General features: G+C 46.7%; 19 protein-coding genes. 7 read left to right on the forward strand and 12 right to left on the reverse strand.

Annotation, left to right across the window (positions count from 1 at the left end; genetic code table 11):
* Positions 1-649: 649 nt before the first annotated feature.
* The 3 genes from COW20_18105 to COW20_18115 form a co-directional block, all read right to left on the reverse strand.
* Complete coding sequence (locus COW20_18105) at positions 650-1,117, reverse strand: hypothetical protein (GenBank protein ID PIW46154.1); 468 nt, start codon at positions 1,115-1,117, stop codon at positions 650-652.
* A 95-nt stretch (positions 1,118-1,212) separates the two neighbouring features.
* Positions 1,213-1,863 carry a GNAT family N-acetyltransferase gene (locus tag COW20_18110; protein ID PIW46235.1) on the reverse strand — a complete coding sequence of 217 codons (651 nt, stop codon included), beginning with the start codon at positions 1,861-1,863 and terminating at the stop codon, positions 1,213-1,215.
* Positions 1,864-2,097: 234 nt separating this feature from the next.
* Positions 2,098-2,973: a hypothetical protein gene (locus COW20_18115; protein PIW46155.1), complete on the reverse strand. Its 876-nt coding sequence runs from the start codon at positions 2,971-2,973 to the stop codon at positions 2,098-2,100.
* Between the two features lie 148 nt (positions 2,974-3,121).
* On the opposite strand from COW20_18115, the gene COW20_18120 reads away from it, so the two are divergent.
* Positions 3,122-3,316: a hypothetical protein gene (locus COW20_18120; protein PIW46156.1), complete on the forward strand. Its 195-nt coding sequence runs from the start codon at positions 3,122-3,124 to the stop codon at positions 3,314-3,316.
* A 51-nt stretch (positions 3,317-3,367) separates the two neighbouring features.
* On the opposite strand, the gene COW20_18125 is transcribed toward COW20_18120, so the two are convergent.
* Positions 3,368-5,326: a hypothetical protein gene (locus tag COW20_18125; protein PIW46157.1), complete on the reverse strand. Its 1,959-nt coding sequence runs from the start codon at positions 5,324-5,326 to the stop codon at positions 3,368-3,370.
* 257 nt (positions 5,327-5,583) lie between these two features.
* Positions 5,584-6,378: a hypothetical protein gene (locus tag COW20_18130; protein PIW46158.1), complete on the reverse strand. Its 795-nt coding sequence runs from the start codon at positions 6,376-6,378 to the stop codon at positions 5,584-5,586.
* 249 nt (positions 6,379-6,627) lie between these two features.
* On the opposite strand from COW20_18130, the gene COW20_18135 reads away from it, so the two are divergent.
* Complete coding sequence (locus tag COW20_18135; GenBank protein ID PIW46159.1) at positions 6,628-8,109, forward strand: hypothetical protein; 1,482 nt, start codon at positions 6,628-6,630, stop codon at positions 8,107-8,109.
* Positions 8,110-8,151: 42 nt separating this feature from the next.
* Here the strand turns inward: COW20_18135 and COW20_18140 are convergent, their stop codons facing one another.
* Positions 8,152-9,318: a hypothetical protein gene (locus COW20_18140; GenBank protein PIW46160.1), complete on the reverse strand. Its 1,167-nt coding sequence runs from the start codon at positions 9,316-9,318 to the stop codon at positions 8,152-8,154.
* Positions 9,319-9,413: 95 nt separating this feature from the next.
* Between COW20_18140 and COW20_18145 the strand changes: the two genes are divergently transcribed.
* On the forward strand, positions 9,414-10,220 hold the full coding sequence (locus tag COW20_18145) for a hypothetical protein (GenBank protein PIW46161.1): 807 nt from the start codon (positions 9,414-9,416) through the stop codon (positions 10,218-10,220).
* A gap of 99 nt (positions 10,221-10,319) precedes the next feature.
* Here the strand turns inward: COW20_18145 and COW20_18150 are convergent, their stop codons facing one another.
* Positions 10,320-11,396 carry an alkene reductase gene (locus COW20_18150; protein PIW46162.1) on the reverse strand — a complete coding sequence of 359 codons (1,077 nt, stop codon included), beginning with the start codon at positions 11,394-11,396 and terminating at the stop codon, positions 10,320-10,322.
* A 136-nt stretch (positions 11,397-11,532) separates the two neighbouring features.
* Between COW20_18150 and COW20_18155 the strand changes: the two genes are divergently transcribed.
* Positions 11,533-12,138 carry a TetR/AcrR family transcriptional regulator gene (locus COW20_18155; protein ID PIW46163.1) on the forward strand — a complete coding sequence of 202 codons (606 nt, stop codon included), beginning with the start codon at positions 11,533-11,535 and terminating at the stop codon, positions 12,136-12,138.
* Between the two features lie 36 nt (positions 12,139-12,174).
* Here COW20_18155 and COW20_18160 read toward each other — a convergent pair whose 3' ends face one another.
* Positions 12,175-12,630, reverse strand: a complete 456-nt coding sequence (locus COW20_18160; protein ID PIW46164.1) for a hypothetical protein — start codon at positions 12,628-12,630, stop codon at positions 12,175-12,177.
* A 329-nt stretch (positions 12,631-12,959) separates the two neighbouring features.
* On the opposite strand from COW20_18160, the gene COW20_18165 reads away from it, so the two are divergent.
* The gene (locus tag COW20_18165) at positions 12,960-13,160 is read left to right on the forward strand and encodes a hypothetical protein (protein ID PIW46165.1); all 201 of its coding nucleotides are present in this window, start codon (positions 12,960-12,962) and stop codon (positions 13,158-13,160) included.
* An 87-nt stretch (positions 13,161-13,247) separates the two neighbouring features.
* Here COW20_18165 and COW20_18170 read toward each other — a convergent pair whose 3' ends face one another.
* On the reverse strand, positions 13,248-14,633 hold the full coding sequence (locus COW20_18170; protein PIW46166.1) for a sodium:solute symporter: 1,386 nt from the start codon (positions 14,631-14,633) through the stop codon (positions 13,248-13,250).
* 148 nt (positions 14,634-14,781) lie between these two features.
* Entirely contained in the window at positions 14,782-15,414 is a 633-nt protein-coding gene (locus COW20_18175; GenBank protein PIW46167.1) for a hypothetical protein, read from the reverse strand.
* Positions 15,415-15,637: 223 nt separating this feature from the next.
* Here COW20_18175 and COW20_18180 point away from each other — a divergent pair, with 223 nt between their 5' ends.
* The gene (locus COW20_18180) at positions 15,638-16,015 is read left to right on the forward strand and encodes a MerR family transcriptional regulator (GenBank protein ID PIW46168.1); all 378 of its coding nucleotides are present in this window, start codon (positions 15,638-15,640) and stop codon (positions 16,013-16,015) included.
* A 3-nt stretch (positions 16,016-16,018) separates the two neighbouring features.
* Complete coding sequence (locus tag COW20_18185) at positions 16,019-16,921, forward strand: alpha/beta hydrolase (protein PIW46169.1); 903 nt, start codon at positions 16,019-16,021, stop codon at positions 16,919-16,921.
* A 196-nt stretch (positions 16,922-17,117) separates the two neighbouring features.
* Here the strand turns inward: COW20_18185 and COW20_18190 are convergent, their stop codons facing one another.
* Both COW20_18190 and COW20_18195 read right to left on the reverse strand, forming a co-directional pair.
* Complete coding sequence (locus COW20_18190) at positions 17,118-18,080, reverse strand: hypothetical protein (GenBank protein PIW46170.1); 963 nt, start codon at positions 18,078-18,080, stop codon at positions 17,118-17,120.
* Between the two features lie 133 nt (positions 18,081-18,213).
* Positions 18,214-18,963: a hypothetical protein gene (locus COW20_18195; GenBank protein ID PIW46171.1), complete on the reverse strand. Its 750-nt coding sequence runs from the start codon at positions 18,961-18,963 to the stop codon at positions 18,214-18,216.
* Positions 18,964-19,025 lie beyond the last annotated feature (62 nt).

The raw sequence follows: 19,025 nt of genomic DNA on the forward strand, positions 1-19,025 counted from the left end.
CCAGACTTTCTGCGGCATTGTAGTGTTTGCCATAGGCTTTCTGAACCTGGGCGAGTGAGTTGCCCAAACCAATTCCCGCCAGGGTTTTCCAGGCATTGGGCGCAAAAATTCGGACCGATTCAAGGGTTTGGGCCGAATCCTGGCGTTCAGACAGCAACACCAGATCAAAACCACAGACTTTTGAAAACCAATGCTGATGGTAGGCCCCATCCGCCCCCCAAAACTGACGCTCGCCTTTTTGCAACTTACAGTGTTTAAAATCCGGAAGTTTTGACACTGCCAAACCGAGTTTCAGGGGCCCGATTTTCTCCGCTTGCATCAGGTCAAAGACCCCGGCTTGAGCAGGTGCAGTGCCGATGCCCCAAACCAGCAAGAAACCTCCCAAAGCAAAACGCGAAAAGGTGCGTGAAAAATTCATGGTGTTTCCTCTTTGACAGTTTCAAAAAACTTCGTCATGATAAGGAATGGTAACACATCATGCCTATTTTCATGATTCTGCTGGGCTTGGCCTCTTTGCTGATCGCGCTCTGGGGAGCGTGGCGCTTCTGGCTGCGTTTGGGCTATTTTTTGGGGCCCCAGAACGCAAGCCGCGAGGCCCTTTGGCAAGCCCAGCTGCTTGAAGCCGAATCCAAACGCAAAGAGCGCTGAATCAGCGGGGCTGAGGATTTAAAATTTCTTCCAGCCGGTCAATAAAACTGTGCTTCCAAAAGGGCAGAGCCAGTTTGCGCGTCAGCCAAGCATAGAGTGGAAGAAAGAGCGGGTATTGAAGGGCTACATAGTAGGTATACTCAATGCGCGTGCCCTCAGGGGCATCACTCAAAAGCAGTTCTTCGTCTCCGCGGGTATTGAAGCTGAGATTATGCGTCTGGCAGCGATAGCCCCTGTCTGGCAACAATTCAACCTCCAGCTTAATTTTCACCTTGGGAAAATACTTCCCAAAAGAAGCAGCCTGCGCTTCAAGTGTCAGCAACTGACCCTCACGTTTCAGCAGCTTCATGGCATGGGCAATTCTGGGAAAATGTTCAGGCATGCGTTCAAAATCTGAAATGATGGCGTAAACAGCCGCCCGATCGGCATGAACCAACCAATCGCCCTTCACCGCTATTTTTTCTGACATACACACCTCACCTCACGCCTATTCGCTTCCCGCAGGTCACCCCAAACAAGGGCAGACAAAGCCTTCACACGCTGGTATCAGCATACTCTATTTGTTTAAACGGCTCGCGGTTTTCGCCGTTTCACAATTTCCAAAAAGCGCATTTGGGAGGGCAAGCCTGTTTGCTTGGCTTTCGCTTCAAAGGCCAGATCAAATAGCTCTGCCTGCTTTGAATCGATATCATAAATGGAATCTTCAATAAACCGACCTTGCGCATTTTGAAGGGCCCCTGCCTGCAATTCAAAAGCCTGCAAGGCATCTGCATAGTGATGATCTGCCGTGGCAATGCCATACTGTTCAGCGGGAACAAAGCCCAAGCGGACATAATAGGCCGGATCGCCATAAATCAAAATCGCCTGAAAGCCCAATTCCCGAGCTACTTTTTGACTGTGCGCAATCAAGGCCCGGCCAATACCCTGGCGCTGAAAGTCGGGATGCACAGACACCGGCCCAAAACACAATACGTCAAGCTCCCTTTGATCGTCTTTTTGAATTTTGGCTTGGGTATAAACAATATTGCCAACCAGGCGTTGCTCCAGACAGGCCACAAAATCGAGTTCAGGAACAAAGCAGGTAGCCTCACGCAGAAGATGCAGGAGATAGTGTTCATTGCAGCCGGGCTCATTCAGATTCCAAAAAGCAGAACGGGTTAAACGTTCAATCTCTGAATAGTCTTTTTTTTCTTCCAATCGAATCGTAAGCGTCACCGGCCAGTCCACCTTTCAAGCGACTTTCTTCAACTATCACCAAAAACTATTTTCCCAGAAACGCAGCTTCCAATTCAGAAATCACAATTTTTTTCATGCCCAGCATCGCCTTTAAGACGCGTGCAGCCCCTTCCCGGTCAGGCGATTGCAGAAACCCAGCAAGCGCTTGGGGCACAATCTGCCAGGGAAAAATACCTATTCGCCCTGGCAGACTCTGCTTAAAGGGTGTTTTGCTTAGAGTGTGTTCTGGGTCTCGACGGGCAGAAAGACCCGGTAACTGGCTCCGCCATAGTGAGAGAGCATTTGAGGACGGATATGATCAGAAATTTCATTGCCCTGACCATCCGCGATTGAAATATGGCCAGAACGAGAATGCCCCTTGCCCCACACCACGATCGCGCCTGCTGGCAATTTTTCCAAATGATCGAGGGAAGGGAAGATCTCTTGAAAATGACGGTTCTTGGCCAAATAATCGGCAGCCATATACGCATGGTACCCCTCTAAAAAAGGCTCAGTCACGGAATGGATCGCATCGGCGACAAAACGGTAGCAATATCTTTCCGTGCCAATCACATGCGAGCGGGAATAATTCACCAGGGCCACGCCCATACGGGCATTGTAAAGACCCAGGCTGGCTGTTTTTTTAAGTTTATCAAGGGTTTCAGGCCCCACGATTCCCCAGTAATGGCTTTGGGCTTGAACCAATTGGTGTTTTTCTTGAAATTGACCAATAAAATTCAGGGTTTCACGGTCAAAATGCTCATTCAGAAGCACCGGATAACCCAAACGTTTCAAAAGCGTTTTGACTTCTTTCACAGCCGGCCCTTGCTGTCCTACACGTAAAAGCGCACCCTGCTGAATTTCAGTCAGACTGGGGGAACGCAGCGCATCGGCCAAGCGCTGTTGATCAATCAAAGCAAGATCATCTGACCTGTTTTGACGGATATCTCTATATGCGAGTTGCAGTTTTTCTGTGGGGGGTTCCGCTTCAGAATGCGTGGCGTGGGTAGGAAGAGAGCTGTGCTCTAAGTTGGAAGTAGGTGTGGCAAATGCGCTCTGCAGTAAAAAAAATTGCGCCAAACCTAAGATAGTGACTACGATGTTATTCATTTAAAAACCTCTGTTTTGCTTTTTCTGTTCCCTGCCTCCATCAGGGGATTCCCTAACAAAAGTTAAAGAAAAGGCAAATTTCAGCCGTTGGGCATTATGACCCTTGGGCCTAAAATACGGCAAGTAGTTAGCAAAAACGCCCTGTTTTATGCGCTGCGCCCAAAACCTGATCAGAACAAGCGTTCAGGCTTCTGGAAAAAATTTTCGTGAGGGTGCCCCTGAACGCAATTGTTATAAAAATGTGACGAAAATACAGCAAATCATTTTTGTTTTAGATGATTTTAGATTATTCATTAAATTTTTGAAAATGATTAGTTTTCCTCAAAATCTTTGTCCATTTTGAGCTGAAACTCAAGCCTCCCAAAAGTTGGCGACAAGACGGCGGGCATCAAACTTAGCTTCCAATCTTTGCCTCAAGCATTTGAAGAATTTCCGGGTTGTTTTTCTTTCTGGCAAGCTCCAATAAAGTGGTTCCATCCATAATTTCAAGAGATTCTATCGGAAAAATCGGGAAATAATTTGAATCATCTTGATCTTCAGGCATAAAGGATTTACTGAGTGCATCCCGTTGAAACCTGCGGTTGGGATTGGCTCCTTTTTCAAGCAGAAAGCGCACCCATTCCTGTTTATTTTTGGAAACCGCCCAAAATAGAGGGGTCAGACCGCCGGGTTGAACCCTGTCAATCTCAACCCCACGTGCTAAAAGACTGGCAATAATCGCATCGTGGCCTTGGCTGAGAGCCACCAGAAACGGCGTACTGCCAAAAGGCCCAAAGGCCTCTAAATCAGCTCCTGACTCCGCAAAGAGTTCAAACAGGGCTTGCTGAGCCTGGATTTGAGCCTGATGCTCCTGAGGATTGTAAAACTTCATTTCCAGCAAGACAAACAAAGGCCTGAGATGCCCACTGATGGGCAGATTGAGGTCAGCCCCTTTTTCAATTAAAAATCTTGCCAGCTCAAGATCCAGTTGAAGCGTGGCCAAGCCCAAGGGAGTCATCTCTGTTTGATAAAAACTTCCAAAGCGATTTCTTATTTTCGGACAGTTGATTTCGTATCGTTTTTCAAGCTCAGGAAGTGCGATCAGCGCATTGGGAGATAAGCCCTGAGCCAGTAGAAAATCAACCTGCCTGAGATCGCCACAGCTTAAAAGATTGCTCATCACATCGCCAAAAGGCGTCCGGGCTTTCCAGTCGACAGCATATTTTGCGAAACTTGGTAAAAGCTGCGGGTTTTCCTGGGCCGCTAAAATCAAGGGCGAATAGCCGAGTCGATCCTGCTTGTGGGGATCGGCCCCCTTCTTCAGCAAAGACTCAAGGAAGACCTGATCTCCTGCTGCGGCAGCCCAGTGCAAGGGGGTCCAACCAGCTTCATTGGCCTGATTGGGGTTTTGATTTTTTTTCTTAAGTGCCTGAAGCTGTTTCTGAGCTGTTTTTTTGGCATAATCCTTGAATACTTGGGCTTGTTTAGAAGAAGGGTCATAAAAGTTCATAAAATAATTCAAACCATGCATATTTTTCTGCCAGGGATTGGCTCCCGCATCCAACAAAAGCTTTTCAATACTCCCATTCAGGTTTTGAGAGGGGCTATTGAGCGCCATAAGCATCGGCTCTTTGTTCTGAAGGTCGTAGAGATTCACGGGCACTCCCCGTTTCAATAAAACCCGCACTGCCGTGAAATTAGAATATCTCAAAGCCTCTGCAAGATAAGACCCTTCCGTTCGAATCGGAAAGGACTGTTTGAGCAGAAATTCCAAACAGTTTAAATTCAACTTCTCGACACGCAAAGCATGGTGAAGGGCGTCCCAACCTGTATCATCTTTTTGCATCAGCTTGCCGCCATGAGCCAGCAAAACCCTCAACAGAGGCACCGAACCCCTTTGTGCGGCCTTCATGACAGGCGTCACACCGTCTTCACCGGCAAAGGATTTGCCCATTGAATCATATTCCAAACCCAAATTGGGATCCGCTTTGAATTTCAACAATAAATTGACCATCTTAAGGTCATTGCGCGCAATTGCAGCCTGCAAGGCGGTCCAGTGAAAAACTGAAGCATCAGGTTTGGCCCCCTTTTTAAGTAAATACTCAACAATCGGGTAATGCCCTTTTTCAGCGGCTTTCACAATCGCAGGCGAGTGAAATTCATAACTTTCATTGATATTATAAAGATTTCCATCTAGATCTATCTGGGCATTCATCAATTTTTGCAGCGCCTTGAGATCACCCTTTTCAGCTGCCTGCAAAAATGCCTCTTGAGCAGAATCTGCAAAGACAGCGGGAGCCAGCATCAGTCCGAGCAAGAGCATCAAGCTGAAAAGTTTCAATCGAGAGATCATCCAGGGGTTCTCCTCTTTCATTACAGATCAGATTTCATTTTCACATGCCTATGCTTCAATTTCAAAGCGTGGAAATCGCAAAGCAGATCCTTAACGGTTCACCGCTCAGCAAAAGGCGCTTTGCAGAGAAAACACACGCAACAAAATATTCTAATTCAATCACTTAATTAGAATAAATACAGCAAACAAAAGGCCTTGCCACTCAGATTCTGGGCCACCCGCAGTGCTGTATTATCGAGGGAAGGCCTCAAGGAATCGGAGAAGGTTTGTGCTCCTGCTTATTGCTCTGTTTGTTGGGCTTCATCGCTGTGTCCATGGAAAAGCGCAAAGGCCTGCTGGGGAAGATGAAGGGTATGAAAGCCATTGGTCACCCATAAATTTTCAAGCGCCAGCGACTGCTTCATCATGCGAGCAAATTCAATATCTGTTTTGCTCGGACTGGGTGAGGCATAGGGGTCTGCCTTCTCTGGAAAAAAATTATGGTTGTGCAAATGGGCCCACACTGTCCAGCCCTGCTGACGATCAGATTCAATCTGCGCCATAACCAGGGCATTCATTTTCAAACCCGGTTGATCCAAAGTAGAAAAATAGACTTTGTAGCGCATATCTCCTGATTCATTTCGCCGCCGCAAAATAAAAGCACCAAACTCCGAGGGAGCCTGTAACATCGGCAAGCGCGCAGTCTGTTCGCTCAATAAAAGTGCTTCCAGGCAGTTCATTGGTTCGAGATGAGCCACCCGACTCGAGAGCGCAAGTCGCTTATTATAGGCTTCCCCATCCTCTGCAGGGGGGTGCATCAAAGCATAGGCATGGGGTTCAAGTTCGGGTATCTGGGTCTGAACCGCCTGACGAAAAGCAGCTAAACTCGCTGAAGCTGGCAAAAGAGTAGACCAGAACACAGGATTTTCTGAAAATTGCCAGATTTGATGGAGCTCATGAGAAGCTTTGAAAATGATCTGCGCATTCTGAGTCCAACGGCAGGCACTTTCAGATGCTGGCGTGGCACTGGGCAGGGCCCTGGCCTTGGGGCCCCACAGCAAAATAAAGAGCAGACATAAAATAGCTTTCAGCATGGTTTACTTCCTCGGGCCGGGCTTTGTTTTGCTGCTCAGCGCAGGCACAGCCTGCCCCATTGTATACCAAAGGAAAAAGGGACGTTGTCTGAAACACCCCGTCAAAGTGCAAATCAGCTGCCCAAGACCAATCTCAGCTATACTTATAACGCAGAAGACTCCGTGCCAAGCAACCAATTGTTTTAGGCTGTCCAGAAAAAATCTGGATGATAAAAAACATCAGACTATCGATTTATAAAAGAGGGCCCCATGAATTCAACGAAAAAAAATGAATTCGCAGAACTGATCAGCAATCCAGATTTGCTGAATTATCTTGAATCCGCTTCCCTTACCATCCCCACCAAAATTCAAAGCGACTGCATTCCCAAACTGATCGGGGAAGGCCATTTCACGATACAAAGCCGTACCGGCACCGGCAAAACCCTGGCCTATCTTTTGCCCCTGATTCAACGGCTGAAAGCCATGGAAGCCCAAGCACAATCGGCACCCAGTGGCGGCCCCCAGGTTTTGATTGTGGCCCCCACCCGCGAATTGGCCCTGCAAATCTTCGATGTGGCCAAAGAAATCTCCCATTTTTCAAAACTGCGCATTCGCAAACTGGTGGGCGGCGACAAGGGAAAATCTTTAAAAAGTATGTTCACCACCTCGATAGATATCCTGGTTGCAACGCCCGAACGCTGCATCCGCTCATTAAAGAACAAAGAGCTTGCCAAAGAGAATTTGAAATTTCTGGTTTTGGATGAAGCCGATCAGCTTCTGGAGCCCTCGTTTAAAAAAACAATCAAGGACATTGCCTTTGAATTAAGCGCGCAAAATCTTCAACTCTTTTTAGTCAGCGCTTCCCGCCCTGCAAATTTTACTGAAACCATCCGTGATTTTTTTCCCGCTTTTGAACTGCAAACCCTTGGGGAAGGCGAAGCAAACCTGCTCAATAATACCGTCGATATTTTTAATATTGCCTTGGAAGAAGCCAGTAAATTCAGCTATGTCAAGGTGTTTATCAAACAACAAAAAGACCGGAATGGCGTGATCTTCATGGGCAATAAAGCACGCGCCAAACGCTTGTTTGAAGAGCTTCAGACCGCAGGTCAAAAGGACCTTTACCTGCTGCACAAAGATTTAGAGATCAAAGAACGTGTCAGCGTCATGGACAGTTTTAGAATTAACGGTGGAATTTTAATTTCTACAGATGTCTTTGCCCGTGGCATCGATATCCCCCATTTAGAGTGGGTCCTCAATTTTGATCTGCCCTCTGAACCCTATTATTATCTCCACCGCAGTGGGCGTGTGGGGCGCTCTGGCCGCGCCGGCAATGTCTATAATTTTGTCACTTCAAAAGATGCCGAACGCATGGCCCGCATCAACAAAGCCCTGAGCAATCAAGGGCGCGGAGATCTTCAAATTGTTGCAACAGCAGCCAAAAAACAGGCTTTGAAAACAGCACAAAAAAACAATGCCAAAGCCAAAGCTGCACAAAAACCCAATTCAAAAAAGGCTTCAAACTCAGATTACAAAGCGACACCCAAGCCGGGAGCAAAAGCCCCAGCAAAATCTGGCTTGAAGTCTGGGCAAAAGCCAGGTACAAAATCAGAACCCAGGGCAGGCTTCAAATCCCCAGCCAAACCAAGTGAAAAGGCTGCCCCCAAATCCGGCTTTAAATCCACACAGAGACAGAAGTCTAAAACCTCACAAAAAACAAATCCAAAACCATCGCAAAAACGCATGAAATAAAGCTTTATAAGCTATGTGAACAGCCCAATTGGAAGTGACTCCTCAGGCGGGATCTGTTTGCTGACTTTGCCAGGCTTGAATCCGCAACTGCGCATTGTCGCGGATATTTTGCCAAAAGAGTTCGTAATCCAGCAGATGGTAATTGCCCGGCTGAGTCTCCATAGCAGGATAATTCAAGACGCCGAGATCAGGAACTCTGAGCGCAGAACCTTCACAGCGGGCACTGAGTAAAGCTTTTCTGGGAGCTTTGAGAGCTGTAATTTGAATGCCCAAGGGCTTTTGAGAAAAAATAATATCTTGGAAGGCAAAAGCAGAACCCGTATTGATCATTTCAACAGCCCCGGCATGGGCTGAAAGGGGACTGGGCTGGGTATGTGCCTGCCAGGTGATCGGATGGGTACACTGGCGGGCCTGGTTGAGAGGCAAATGCCGCAAGCTGGCATTGTGCCAATAATAAACAGGTTCTTGCCCTTTGACTTCAGCTCCCTCACGGTAGGTATCCCAAGCAGCCACACAGCCTGTTTGCTCAGGGCTATCGCAGGGGAGAATTCCAGCCTTGCGAATCGTGGGTTCTTGATACCAGTCTCGGGGCAAACCCATTCCCGGTAAGTAACCCACCACAAAACGTTTCTGCAAGGGAGTTGCCGCAATCTTTTCCTGAATCAAACGCATCAGATGCAGACTTCCCTGGCTGTGACCCGCCAAAATAAAAGGTCGCTTGGGATTGTCTTTGAGAAAGCCTTCAAAGGCCCGTGCAATATCCTGGTAAGCCAATTCAAAGGCCGCCTGGGCTGGGGCCTGTGGCGCATAAAAGGCCCCAAGCGTCGCCTGACGATAACGGGGTGCAAATATCCGACAACAGCCATTAAAGACACTGGCCTGAGACCCCATCGAAATTTGATCCACAATTTCCCGGGCTGGACCGGGATTAAAATCGGCATTCCACTGGATACGACTCATCCAGGCCGTAGGATGCACAAAAAACACATCTGCTTGGGGTGTGGATGCCCGTTGCAAACCCGGAGGGATTAAACGCGTATTGGCAGGTGCAAGGGGATGCGCCGCCCAAGCAGAAGGCGTGTGGTAGTCGGGGGCAGAGACTCGCGGCGAATCAGAAAAATCGACGGTCGGAGCCAAAAAGAAACCCAGACCACAACTGCTCAACATGGCCAAAATAGCAAATCCTACAAGGGTCTGATTGCGTTTCATAGACGCCTCACTTGTTACATATTTTTATTTTATTTAAAAATATTGTAACATATACTGACTTGTGACCCGAAACCCTTTTGAGGTAATCTGCAAAAATGAGTTCCTTCGTTCAAAAATATCCCATGGCTTTGAAAGATCTCCTGGCTTCTCCGGGGATTGAAGCCATGGTTTTACAATCGCTTGGCTGCAAAGTTTCCTGGCCTTCTTTAAAAGGGGTAAAGGCCTATGCTCAGTACTTTGGCCATTCTGAAAGCGCAATCCGAACCGGGCTCTCACGGGCCAATAAAAACAAAATGCTGATCGTGAAGGATTCTAAGCACGTGGCCTTGGGGCCAGAGTTACAGGGTTTCGTCAGTTATTTTTTAAAAGAAGCCTTCACAAGTGATAGCTTTTCGTTGGTCTTAACCCAATTATCGGCGCAACAGGCCACAGAACGTTATCAAATCAATGATTTACTCACACGCCTGGGATATGTCAAAATTTTAGCCAATGCGTATTTGCGCTATGGCGCTGAGCCTTTGGCCTTAGAAGCCGTATTGAAAGACAAAAGCCTGCAGGCCTTCATTTACACCTTTGAAACCAGCAAGCAATTGCCCGCGCAACTTGAAAATCAGTTGGAACCGATCTATGCTCTTCAAACATGGGGAAAGCGCTTAAGCAGCTTTAGCGAAGACCTCAAGTACTTTTTAGCTCAAGCCGCATGGGATAGCCCGGAGGGTTATTTCAATTACCTCTTTGCCCGCAGCTCTTTTCACAAAAACATCATGACCGCTGCCCCCTATTTGCCTGAAGCCTATTTCCCCGAAGTGCGTCTGCTGAAAGCTGATTATCATACCCTGGGACAAATGGCCCATACGCACCACCAGGTTTTTTGCGAACGCTATCAACAGCTGTTTGGTTAATTTTTTTTGACGCGCCTCAAGCAGAGGGAGAAACGAATCAGATACCCAGCGATACCTGATTCGTAAAACTCAAAGCTTGAGAATTCAGCAACCGTGTCGTTAGTCTCCAGCCAGAAAAGGGTAATCGGTATACCCCTTGGCATCGCCCCCATAAAAGGTCGCTTGATCGGGAGTATTGAGTTCTGCCTGCCGCTCAAATCTTTGCGGCAAATCAGGATTGGCAAGAAAAGCAGAGCCAAACGAAACCGCATCTGCCCATTGCTTTTGAATCACCTGCTCTGCGGTGTCTCGGGTATACCCCGCGTTCACAATCAGGGTTCCTGAAAAAATTTCGCGCACTCTGGGCAGTAGCGGCTCAATGCCTTCAGACAACTGCGGGGGTTCCATAAAATGCAAAATTCCCAGATTTCTTTTTTCCAATTCATTGACCAAGTAGAGATAGGTATTTTCAGGATCTGAATCATGCATGCCATTGTAAGGATTTCGCGGTGAAAGTCGCAGGCTGATACGCCCTTTGCTCCAAACCTCACTCACAGCCTCAAAAATTTCCAACATAAAACGGGCACGGTTTTCAAGGCTTCCCCCATAGTGATCCTGACGTTGATTGGAGCCATCTTCTAAGAATTGGGCGGGCAAATAGCCATTGGCACCATGAATTTCAACGCCATCAAAGCCCGCTGCTTTGGCAAATTGGGCCGCGGCTTTATAAGCTTCGACTATCTTTTGAATTTCATCAACCCTGAGCTCGCGTGGCGTGACAACAGCTTGGGGGCCACTGGATGTAAAAGCCATGCCCTCAAAGGCCAAGGCAGAAGGAGCCACAGGAAGCTCCCCCTGGTGAAACTCAGGGTGAGAAACGCGCCCCACATGCCATAACTGGGCAAAAATCAAGCCCTGTTTTTCATGAACGGCCTCGGTCACTTTTTTCCAGGCCTGGGCTTGTTCAGTGCGATGCAAACCAGGGGTAGAAATATAGCCAATACCCTGGGGGCTGATTTGCGTCCCCTCGGTAAAAATCAAGCCCGCAGAAGCGCGTTGACGGTAGTAGTGAGCCATCAAATCAGTGGCCAGATGTTCTGGAGCCCGTGAACGGGTCATGGGGGCCATAAAAACACGGTTTTTAAAATTCAGCTCAGCTGTTTTGAGGGGCAATAAAAGTTGAAGTGTTGAGGTCATTGCTTATGTTTCCTTATCTACAAAATTGATAACAGAACAAATTCAGTTCTGCTTTAATTAGTTTCTTTCCGGAAAGAAACTAATTATGAGTATATAATAAACACATCAGATTGTGTCAAGTTCGTAAGGAGTCAGAATGGGAAGACCCAAGCAAATCAGCAATGAACAGATTATCGCCACAGCACGGCGCTGTTTTCTTGAACGGGGAGCAGGTGTCTCCGCGATTGAAATTGCAAGCGAACTGGGTGTCAGTCACACCACCCTCTTTAACCGCTTTGGCTCCAAAGAAGCCTTGATGCTGGCAGCACTGGGCAGCAGTGAAAAACTCTCCTGGGTCAAGGCGCTTGAAGCGGGCCCCGATCTTCGCCCCATTCGCGAACAATTGCTTGAACATAGCAAAGTCATTGCTAACTATTTTCAAGCCTTACAGGAAAGCATGGCCGTCTTGCAGGCTGCGGGCCTCAAACCTGGAAACAGCTGTGACAAAAGCAACCAGGATTCTCCCCCTGCCCAGGCCTTCAGAGCCTTTACAGCCTGGCTGCAAAGAGCCCAGGATCAAGGACGTTTGGCCCCCTGCAATGTTGAAACTTTGGCTTCTACGATTCTCGGGGCTTTACACAATTGGGCCTTTACTCAAAATGTCTGCCATGTCAGCTCACCGGCTGTCGATGGCGCACAAGTAGAAGATTTTATTGAGCTTTTGTGGCATGGGATTGAACCACAAGCATCCACAGAGGCATAAGCCCCAATCACTATCGCCCTTGGTGAGGCTTCAGGCTCAGCTTCTGACCAGAGCAATATCCACGGCTGGGAATGCTTCTTTTTCAGGAGAGATATTCACCATGGTGATTTTCAAATTTTGCGAGGCAAAGTGCATCAAGATCTTCCAGCCCCAGTTGGGCGATCCTTCCACTTCAAACTCGCCATAGAGTTCAATCCCATTCTCAATCGGTTTGCCCTTGAGCTGCATAAAATCCGAAGGCATATGCCAGGTATCAATCCAATCGGCAAAAAAGGTGCCTTTGTCCTGATGGTAGCCCAGGGTTAATTTTCCTGACTGTTTGCGAGCTTCGTATTCCCAGCTATAACTCAGTTCAAGAAAACGATCATTCAGAATCAAGGCATTGTGAAAAGCCGTCTCAGATTTCATTTCTGTATTTGAAAAGGGATCGTGCAGAATTTTTTCGCCTTGCCATTCCCCCGCAATTGCCTGAAAAAAATCAATCTCTGCCATGTTGGGTTCTCCTTCATACGTTTCAATTGCTTTTGCAACTGCGAAGTCTCAGCCAAGCTTGCTTCTCAAACAGTTTAACAGTGACTGAATTGCAAATCCAGCACCTGAATGGCTGGTTCAGGCCTGTTCTCCTCAAGTAGCAGGCCCCTGGCCAGCCTCCGTAGAAACGGCCCCCCTGCACCCGCAGGGCGCATTGTTGCCAAGACACACCCGCAGCAGACAATCGGTCACAAAACGCTGTGCAGCCAATCGAGAAGAGTCAAACCAAATTGCTTCATTTTTGACAACTTATCGATGAAAATTGGCGGGAAATTCGTTCTGTTTGTATATTGCCAAAACCCATCAAGATCGTGGCTCATTTTTTAGCCGGAAGCCTGCTGCAGTTGATGATGTGGTGGCTGGAAGAAGGCATGCCCTATAGCCCGCAGAGGATGGAAGAGATTTTTCAAGAACTCACCCAACCTGGGGTTTGGGCTGCACTGCATGGAAAAACGAGAGACGGCGAAGAGAACGCAAAAACGCAAAGCTGAAGCAATCCTCAGGCTTGCGTCCGAACAGACCTGAAGCAGTTGCCTGCAAGTGTCAATCAGGGCAGAAAATAAACTTGTATTTAAACCTTACGAAGCACTCAGCTCTGGCTTTTTGCGTAAAAAATGGTAGTGCAGATAATAAGCCACAAAAGACATCAACGTTCCCAGCAAAGCCATCGGCCATTCGGTTTCGATAAACAAATCTGGCAGCCAAAAGAGCATGCCGATCAGCATTGAAAAAAGACAGGACGACTCATCGAGTTTCTGGCTCTTAAGGCCAATATAGAGCGGGGCAAAGAAACCCACCAATCCCACAGCATAGGAGCTTTCCAAGAGACCATAAACATTGCTGCCCATAAAAGCAATCGCAACACTCAGGCCAGTCACAATCAACACCGCATAGCGGCAGAGCACGAGGGTCGAAACCTTCTGAAAATACTTTTTGAGCAGGTTATGGGCCAGCACACTGGCTGGGGCCAACAGGGCACTGGTAATCGTTGACAAAACCACCGAAAGAATGGTGAGCATTAAAATAATCGTGCTGATCGGGTCGAGGTAATTTTTGATCAGCAGGGGAATAACCGACCCCTGAAAATTGGGGCCAAGCGTCTTGAAGGCCGTCAAGCCAAAGAAAACAGGCAGACTGCCCACGAGCATATACGCCACACCGGCCAGTAAGGTACCGGTTTTGGCGACCTGGGCAGATTTAGCGCTGAAAATACGTTGCCCGAGATCCTGTCCGGTCAGGTTGCCCAGAGCAGCCACGCAAAAGACCCCGAACCACTGTACCGTATGGCTGAATTTATCCAGGGGCATGACCACCCAATACTCCTTGGGAATACCCGCCAGCAGTGCATCAAAGCTCTGGTTGCCCCAAAAGGCAATCCGGCAGAAGAGATAAACCAAGCCCAGAACGATAATAAACATCTGAAAACTATCGGTCAGGCTCACCGACCAGATGCCGCCAGTGATGGTTAAAAAGAGCGAAATCAGGGCGACAAGCACAATAAACAGACCCGACGGCAAGGGAAAAAAGGTACTCAGAATCTGAGAGAGGGCGATCAGTTGAACGGCGATCCAGCCCACATAGGTGGGAACCGTCAGCAAAACGGTTACCATTTCTGCTTTGGGGCCAAACTTGAGACGATAAAAATCCGAAAAAGTGAGCAATTGTAAATCCCAAAGGGGTTTGGCAAAAAACAGGCCAGCGAGAATCAGGCACATGCCAGCACCATAGGGTTCTAAAGCAGTCGAAACCAAACCCTTATGGGCAATTTCATCGGTGGCAGTAATTAAAGTTCCGGCCCCAAACCAGGTCGAAAAAAGGCAAAACGTGGTCAGCCAGATATTAAAGCTGCGACCCCCCACCAGAAAGTCTTCTTCGGTCTCCATTTTGCCATTCGAAAACAGCGCAATGCCCATGATCACAGCCAAAAATATTAGAATTGCAATTAAAAGCGGAAGATGCGTCATTTATTCTTACCTTGTCTCTTAGAAGGTTCCACATACGGCAGGACCGTTTTTATGCATTCATTTTTGCACAATTGAATAGAATTTGAAAAAAAACTGATCTCAAGGGGAACAAGCCCCATCCTCTTCGCTCAGATTCAGACACAAACGCTCAGTCTTTGAGTTCCTGCGGGTAGCCGATCGGCGGCTGATAGTGTTCAAGAAACGCTTGATTCTCCTCTTGGGACTGTTGAACATAGCCCTCATATGCTGCCCAAAAGTTCGCATCCTCCAACAGTGATTCGTCCTCGATCTGCTCTAGCACCCCATCCAAACCAGCCAATAAAAAAGCCTCAAAATCTTGAAAACGGGGACGCAAATGATCTGAGACTTCAAATTCGGCATCATAATAGCAAACCCGCCACTCTTCAGCTTGAAGCGCGTAAGTATCCAAGCAATAACAATCCGCCCCCTGAGGCGACTGGGCAATCATCAGAAAATGCCCCGGACGTTGGCTGTAATAGTGGCTCTCCTCAAAATCGGGATCCAGCAATTGCAAAGCCCCTGACCAAGGCAAAAATCCCCATTCATCAAATTGCTCACGAATACGCTGGGTGCTATAAATCTCCCCGTACACTCCCCAGGAACGTGCCCCATTGGCAATCCGCAAAAACTGAGACAATGCAGGGGGCAGCTTCAAGTTTAAAGCCTTCTCAAGGGCCTCAATCTCGTTTTCTGTTGCTGGCGGAGCCAATTCAGCGGCTTGAGTCAATGTCTCGTAATCTTGACGCAACCAATCATACATTGTTCATCTACTCCCGTTTCGATCGTTTGGGGTGTTTTCATTTACTAAAACTAAGAAAGGGTAAACCGGCAGATCACAACCTAGCGCTTAATACAGGCTATTCTAACACAAAGCCTTTTTACCCCCCAAAATCCTTTGCACTGCGCCAATTGAACCTGACGTAACGTTAGGTTATAAAGTAGTGGGAACACAGCTTACAAAATAGCTACCCAAGGAGAAACCGATGTGGCGCATAGGTCAATTCGCCCAAGCAACAGGTCTGACCATCAGGGCCTTGCATCATTATGAGCAGATGGGCCTGCTTGCTCCTGGCAGAACAAACTCAGGCCATCGAGTTTATCAGACCCCTGATCTTCAGAAAATCTTCAAAATTCTGGCCTTAAAAGATCTGGGACTGTCCTTAGAGGAGATCAAACAAACCCAAATTGTAACAGCACAAATCGTGATCGCACTTCAGCAGTTTAGTGGGGGCAATGAAAATGTTCTTGAGGCACTTGCTACCCTGCGCCAATTCGCTCCCCCCCAAAACCTGGCGGGCTGGGACCCGCCTTTGTTTCAGTTTCTCAACTCAGCACTTAAAACCTATACGAAAGGCTCTTAAAACATGTTCAATGAAAAAATAGCAAAAGCAGTGGGCCCAGATAAAATCGACCTGGCTTATTTACAAGCAGGGAACCCCGAAGCACCGGCCCTTGTACTCATTATGGGCATTGCGGCCCAAATGATTCACTGGCCACAGGGCTTTCTTGACGCACTTATTGCCCACAACCTCTCTCTGCTCTGCTTTGACAACCGCGATTCGGGGCATTCAACGCATCTGCATCACGCCACAGTCCCCAACTTTGCGGCGGCCCTGCAAGGAGATTTCAGCACGGTAAGCTATACGCTCTCACATATGGCAGCCGATACCATTGGCCTCATGGATCGACTGGGCCTTCAAAAAGCACACCTGCTGGGGGCTTCAATGGGGGGAGCCATCGCACAGACCCTTGCCCTTGAATATCCTGAACGCGTGCTTTCGTTAACCTCCATGATGTCCACCACGGGCCATCCGGCGGTGGGACAGGTTCACCCCGAAACCATGAAGTCTGTCTTTGGGGGGCCACCTGCCAAAACCCGTGAACAGGTCATTGAACGCGCTTTAAGAACCTACACCGTGGTGGGTTCGCCCCTTTACCCCTCATCAGAAGCAGATATCGCCAAAACCGCAGGTCTGGCCTGGGATCGCGATCACGATGAACTGTCTGTTACCCGCCAAGCCGTCGCCTCTTTGGCCTCAGGTGATCGCACAGAAAAACTCAAAGATTTGAATATTCCAACGCTGGTGATTCATGGTCTGGCGGATAGCCTGTGCGACCCAAGTGGGGGCATCGCCACAGCCGCTGCCATTCCAGGCGCAAAACTCGTCACCATCGAAGGCATGGGACACAATCTTCCGGCAGGTCTCTGGCCGATGCTGAGCCAGCAGATCGTCGATTTTATTTTTGAAGTAGAAAAACGCAGTTGACACTCACCGCCTCAAGAAAAGGGCTTCTCTCGCTACGCTTTTGCAAACCCACTACGTAAAAACTTGTCGCACGCAGCCAGATTGCGTAACAAGGGCCTGCCCTTCTTAAATTTGAAAAGGAACAGGTTCTGAAATTTGATTCAGAATCAAATTTTCTGCGCGCCAAACAAAACGCCAAGAAGTTTAAACACAGAGTTCAAAAACCGAATAGTTTTGGCTCTGATTTTTTTAAGATCTGATACGACTGATAAACAGAAAAAATAAGAATGACTATTACTGGAATTGAAAAAATAAGAATCCAACCATAATCACCAAAAGATGATTTTAAATAGACATATTTTGTAAAATATTTACTAATAAATTTATAAATAAAATAAGAAAACAAAGTGTAACCAGAATGAAAGATAATGGTTAGTTTTAAACTTTTTGTATAAACATATATAAGTATCAAGACAAAGCCAAGCCCCAAAATCTCAAGAAACGCCCCACTCTGCGTAATAGACAGCAGAAATAAAGTAATTATATATGCTTTTTTTAAAGATCCAAATTTATAGCGAAGACGGTTAAATATCCACAAGCGAAAAATAATTGCGATACAAAATGGGCGCAGGACAAACAAATCCAGGTAATTAAAGCCCAATAGAAACCAAGACGTATCCCCAGCTGTTGAAACAAGGATATTTCCCGATGTTAACTTTTGAATCAGCGAGCTAAAAAAAGTTATTAAAAGAAAAAATGACATATATTGTTTTGAACCTGGAAAGTTTACAGAACATATCAGTATGGTTTTCAGTAATAAAAACGCCACTAAAAATACGGCAACTGCGCTCACCATAAAAACGCGAATCGATTCTTTCAGTACCGGCAAAGAAACCGGCTCACCCAATGCAGTTTTAAAACTAATATGATCTTGCTTCAGAGAACGAATTAAATAAATGGCAAAAGCAAAATACAGGGTTTTATCAATAAAATAAAACCCGTATTGGAAATAGTTTAAAAAATTTTTTGAATCGTTGGGATTCAATTTTAGAAAAACAGATGTACTCAGTTTGAGAGCGATCCAAATCAAGATAAAAACAATAAAAACCTTGCGTATGCTGAGACGAGAAAATATAACCGGTATTGAATCATTCGCAGGAGAGAGATTCAGATTTTCCATTTGTTCACTTGTTTCCTTCAGGGAGTACACAATCTACTCAAGCTTAAAAATCATCTATAAAGCTTGTCTAAGTTCAAGTCATGGTATCGCTCCTCACTGAATCCTATTAATTTTACATCCAGAGCCAATATATTTATTCTATTTTGCAAAACCACTCAGGGTTTAAATTTTGTTCAATCATTGCATCTTCATCCCATATCTGCTTAAAAGGGAATAAACCTCTTTTTAAATATTCTTCATAAAATGCCTTGGCATATCGGTTGGCAAATTCTTCTTTATCTTGTTTTGGCTTCGAAAGAAACTGTTCATAGATAAATTCTGACTCCAATTCATTCACAGCTTTTTGGGCGGGTTCTATTGCATGAACAAGATAATCTACAGCATGGCCAAATTCATGGGGAAGCGTTCGAAACAACTGTGTATTCCGAACGCTTTCAGGAGTCGTTTGAATTTCATAGCCACGTTTATTTTGATATATGATATGGCCCTCACTGGCTAAGGCTTCAATTTCTTTTTGTCCATAGGGGCTCACATTCTTTGACCACTTTAATCTCCCATTTAATTTCGTGGCTTCTAAATATATTCCAGGGCCAGCATAGCGACCAAGAGAAGCAAAATAGATAAAGCGCCCCCATACAGGACATAAAGAGTGCTCATTTTTACTCGGCTGACGGAAAACGAGATTTTCAATTTGCTCTAAATGAAACGGTTCTATCAACGCCAATACTTTTACAAGATCTTGAGGGGTGCATACATGTTTAAATCCAGTATGTGTTGGCTCAACAAACAAATTGAGGGTATACCCTTTGATATTTAAAGGAACCAGAACAGGATCGCTTAATTTTTCCCAATATCTTTGCAACCAGCGTTCTGGGATTACCATCTGATTATTTTGTGAATGCCCACTTTTAGCTGTGCCTATATTTCGGTTTCTACGAGTAGGGT

This window comes from bacterium (Candidatus Blackallbacteria) CG13_big_fil_rev_8_21_14_2_50_49_14, from assembly GCA_002783405.1.
Lineage (GTDB): Bacteria > Cyanobacteriota > Sericytochromatia > UBA7694 > UBA7694.

Excerpts from the sequence above, each read along its gene's own strand:
- COW20_18105 (PIW46154.1), bottom strand. The coding sequence starts at position 1,117 with ATGTCAGAAAAAATAGCGGTGAAGGGCGATTGGTTGGTTCATGCCGAT.
- COW20_18115 (PIW46155.1), bottom strand. The coding sequence starts at position 2,973 with ATGAATAACATCGTAGTCACTATCTTAGGTTTGGCGCAATTTTTTTTA.
- COW20_18120 (PIW46156.1), top strand. The coding sequence starts at position 3,122 with ATGCGCTGCGCCCAAAACCTGATCAGAACAAGCGTTCAGGCTTCTGGA.
- COW20_18125 (PIW46157.1), bottom strand. The coding sequence starts at position 5,326 with ATGAAAGAGGAGAACCCCTGGATGATCTCTCGATTGAAACTTTTCAGC.
- COW20_18130 (PIW46158.1), bottom strand. The coding sequence starts at position 6,378 with ATGCTGAAAGCTATTTTATGTCTGCTCTTTATTTTGCTGTGGGGCCCC.
- COW20_18135 (PIW46159.1), top strand. The coding sequence starts at position 6,628 with ATGAATTCAACGAAAAAAAATGAATTCGCAGAACTGATCAGCAATCCA.
- COW20_18140 (PIW46160.1), bottom strand. The coding sequence starts at position 9,318 with ATGAAACGCAATCAGACCCTTGTAGGATTTGCTATTTTGGCCATGTTG.
- COW20_18145 (PIW46161.1), top strand. The coding sequence starts at position 9,414 with ATGAGTTCCTTCGTTCAAAAATATCCCATGGCTTTGAAAGATCTCCTG.
- COW20_18150 (PIW46162.1), bottom strand. The coding sequence starts at position 11,396 with ATGACCTCAACACTTCAACTTTTATTGCCCCTCAAAACAGCTGAGCTG.
- COW20_18155 (PIW46163.1), top strand. The coding sequence starts at position 11,533 with ATGGGAAGACCCAAGCAAATCAGCAATGAACAGATTATCGCCACAGCA.
- COW20_18160 (PIW46164.1), bottom strand. The coding sequence starts at position 12,630 with ATGGCAGAGATTGATTTTTTTCAGGCAATTGCGGGGGAATGGCAAGGC.
- COW20_18170 (PIW46166.1), bottom strand. The coding sequence starts at position 14,633 with ATGACGCATCTTCCGCTTTTAATTGCAATTCTAATATTTTTGGCTGTG.
- COW20_18175 (PIW46167.1), bottom strand. The coding sequence starts at position 15,414 with ATGTATGATTGGTTGCGTCAAGATTACGAGACATTGACTCAAGCCGCT.
- COW20_18180 (PIW46168.1), top strand. The coding sequence starts at position 15,638 with ATGTGGCGCATAGGTCAATTCGCCCAAGCAACAGGTCTGACCATCAGG.
- COW20_18185 (PIW46169.1), top strand. The coding sequence starts at position 16,019 with ATGTTCAATGAAAAAATAGCAAAAGCAGTGGGCCCAGATAAAATCGAC.
- COW20_18190 (PIW46170.1), bottom strand. The coding sequence starts at position 18,080 with ATGGAAAATCTGAATCTCTCTCCTGCGAATGATTCAATACCGGTTATA.
- COW20_18195 (PIW46171.1), bottom strand. The coding sequence starts at position 18,963 with ATGGTAATCCCAGAACGCTGGTTGCAAAGATATTGGGAAAAATTAAGC.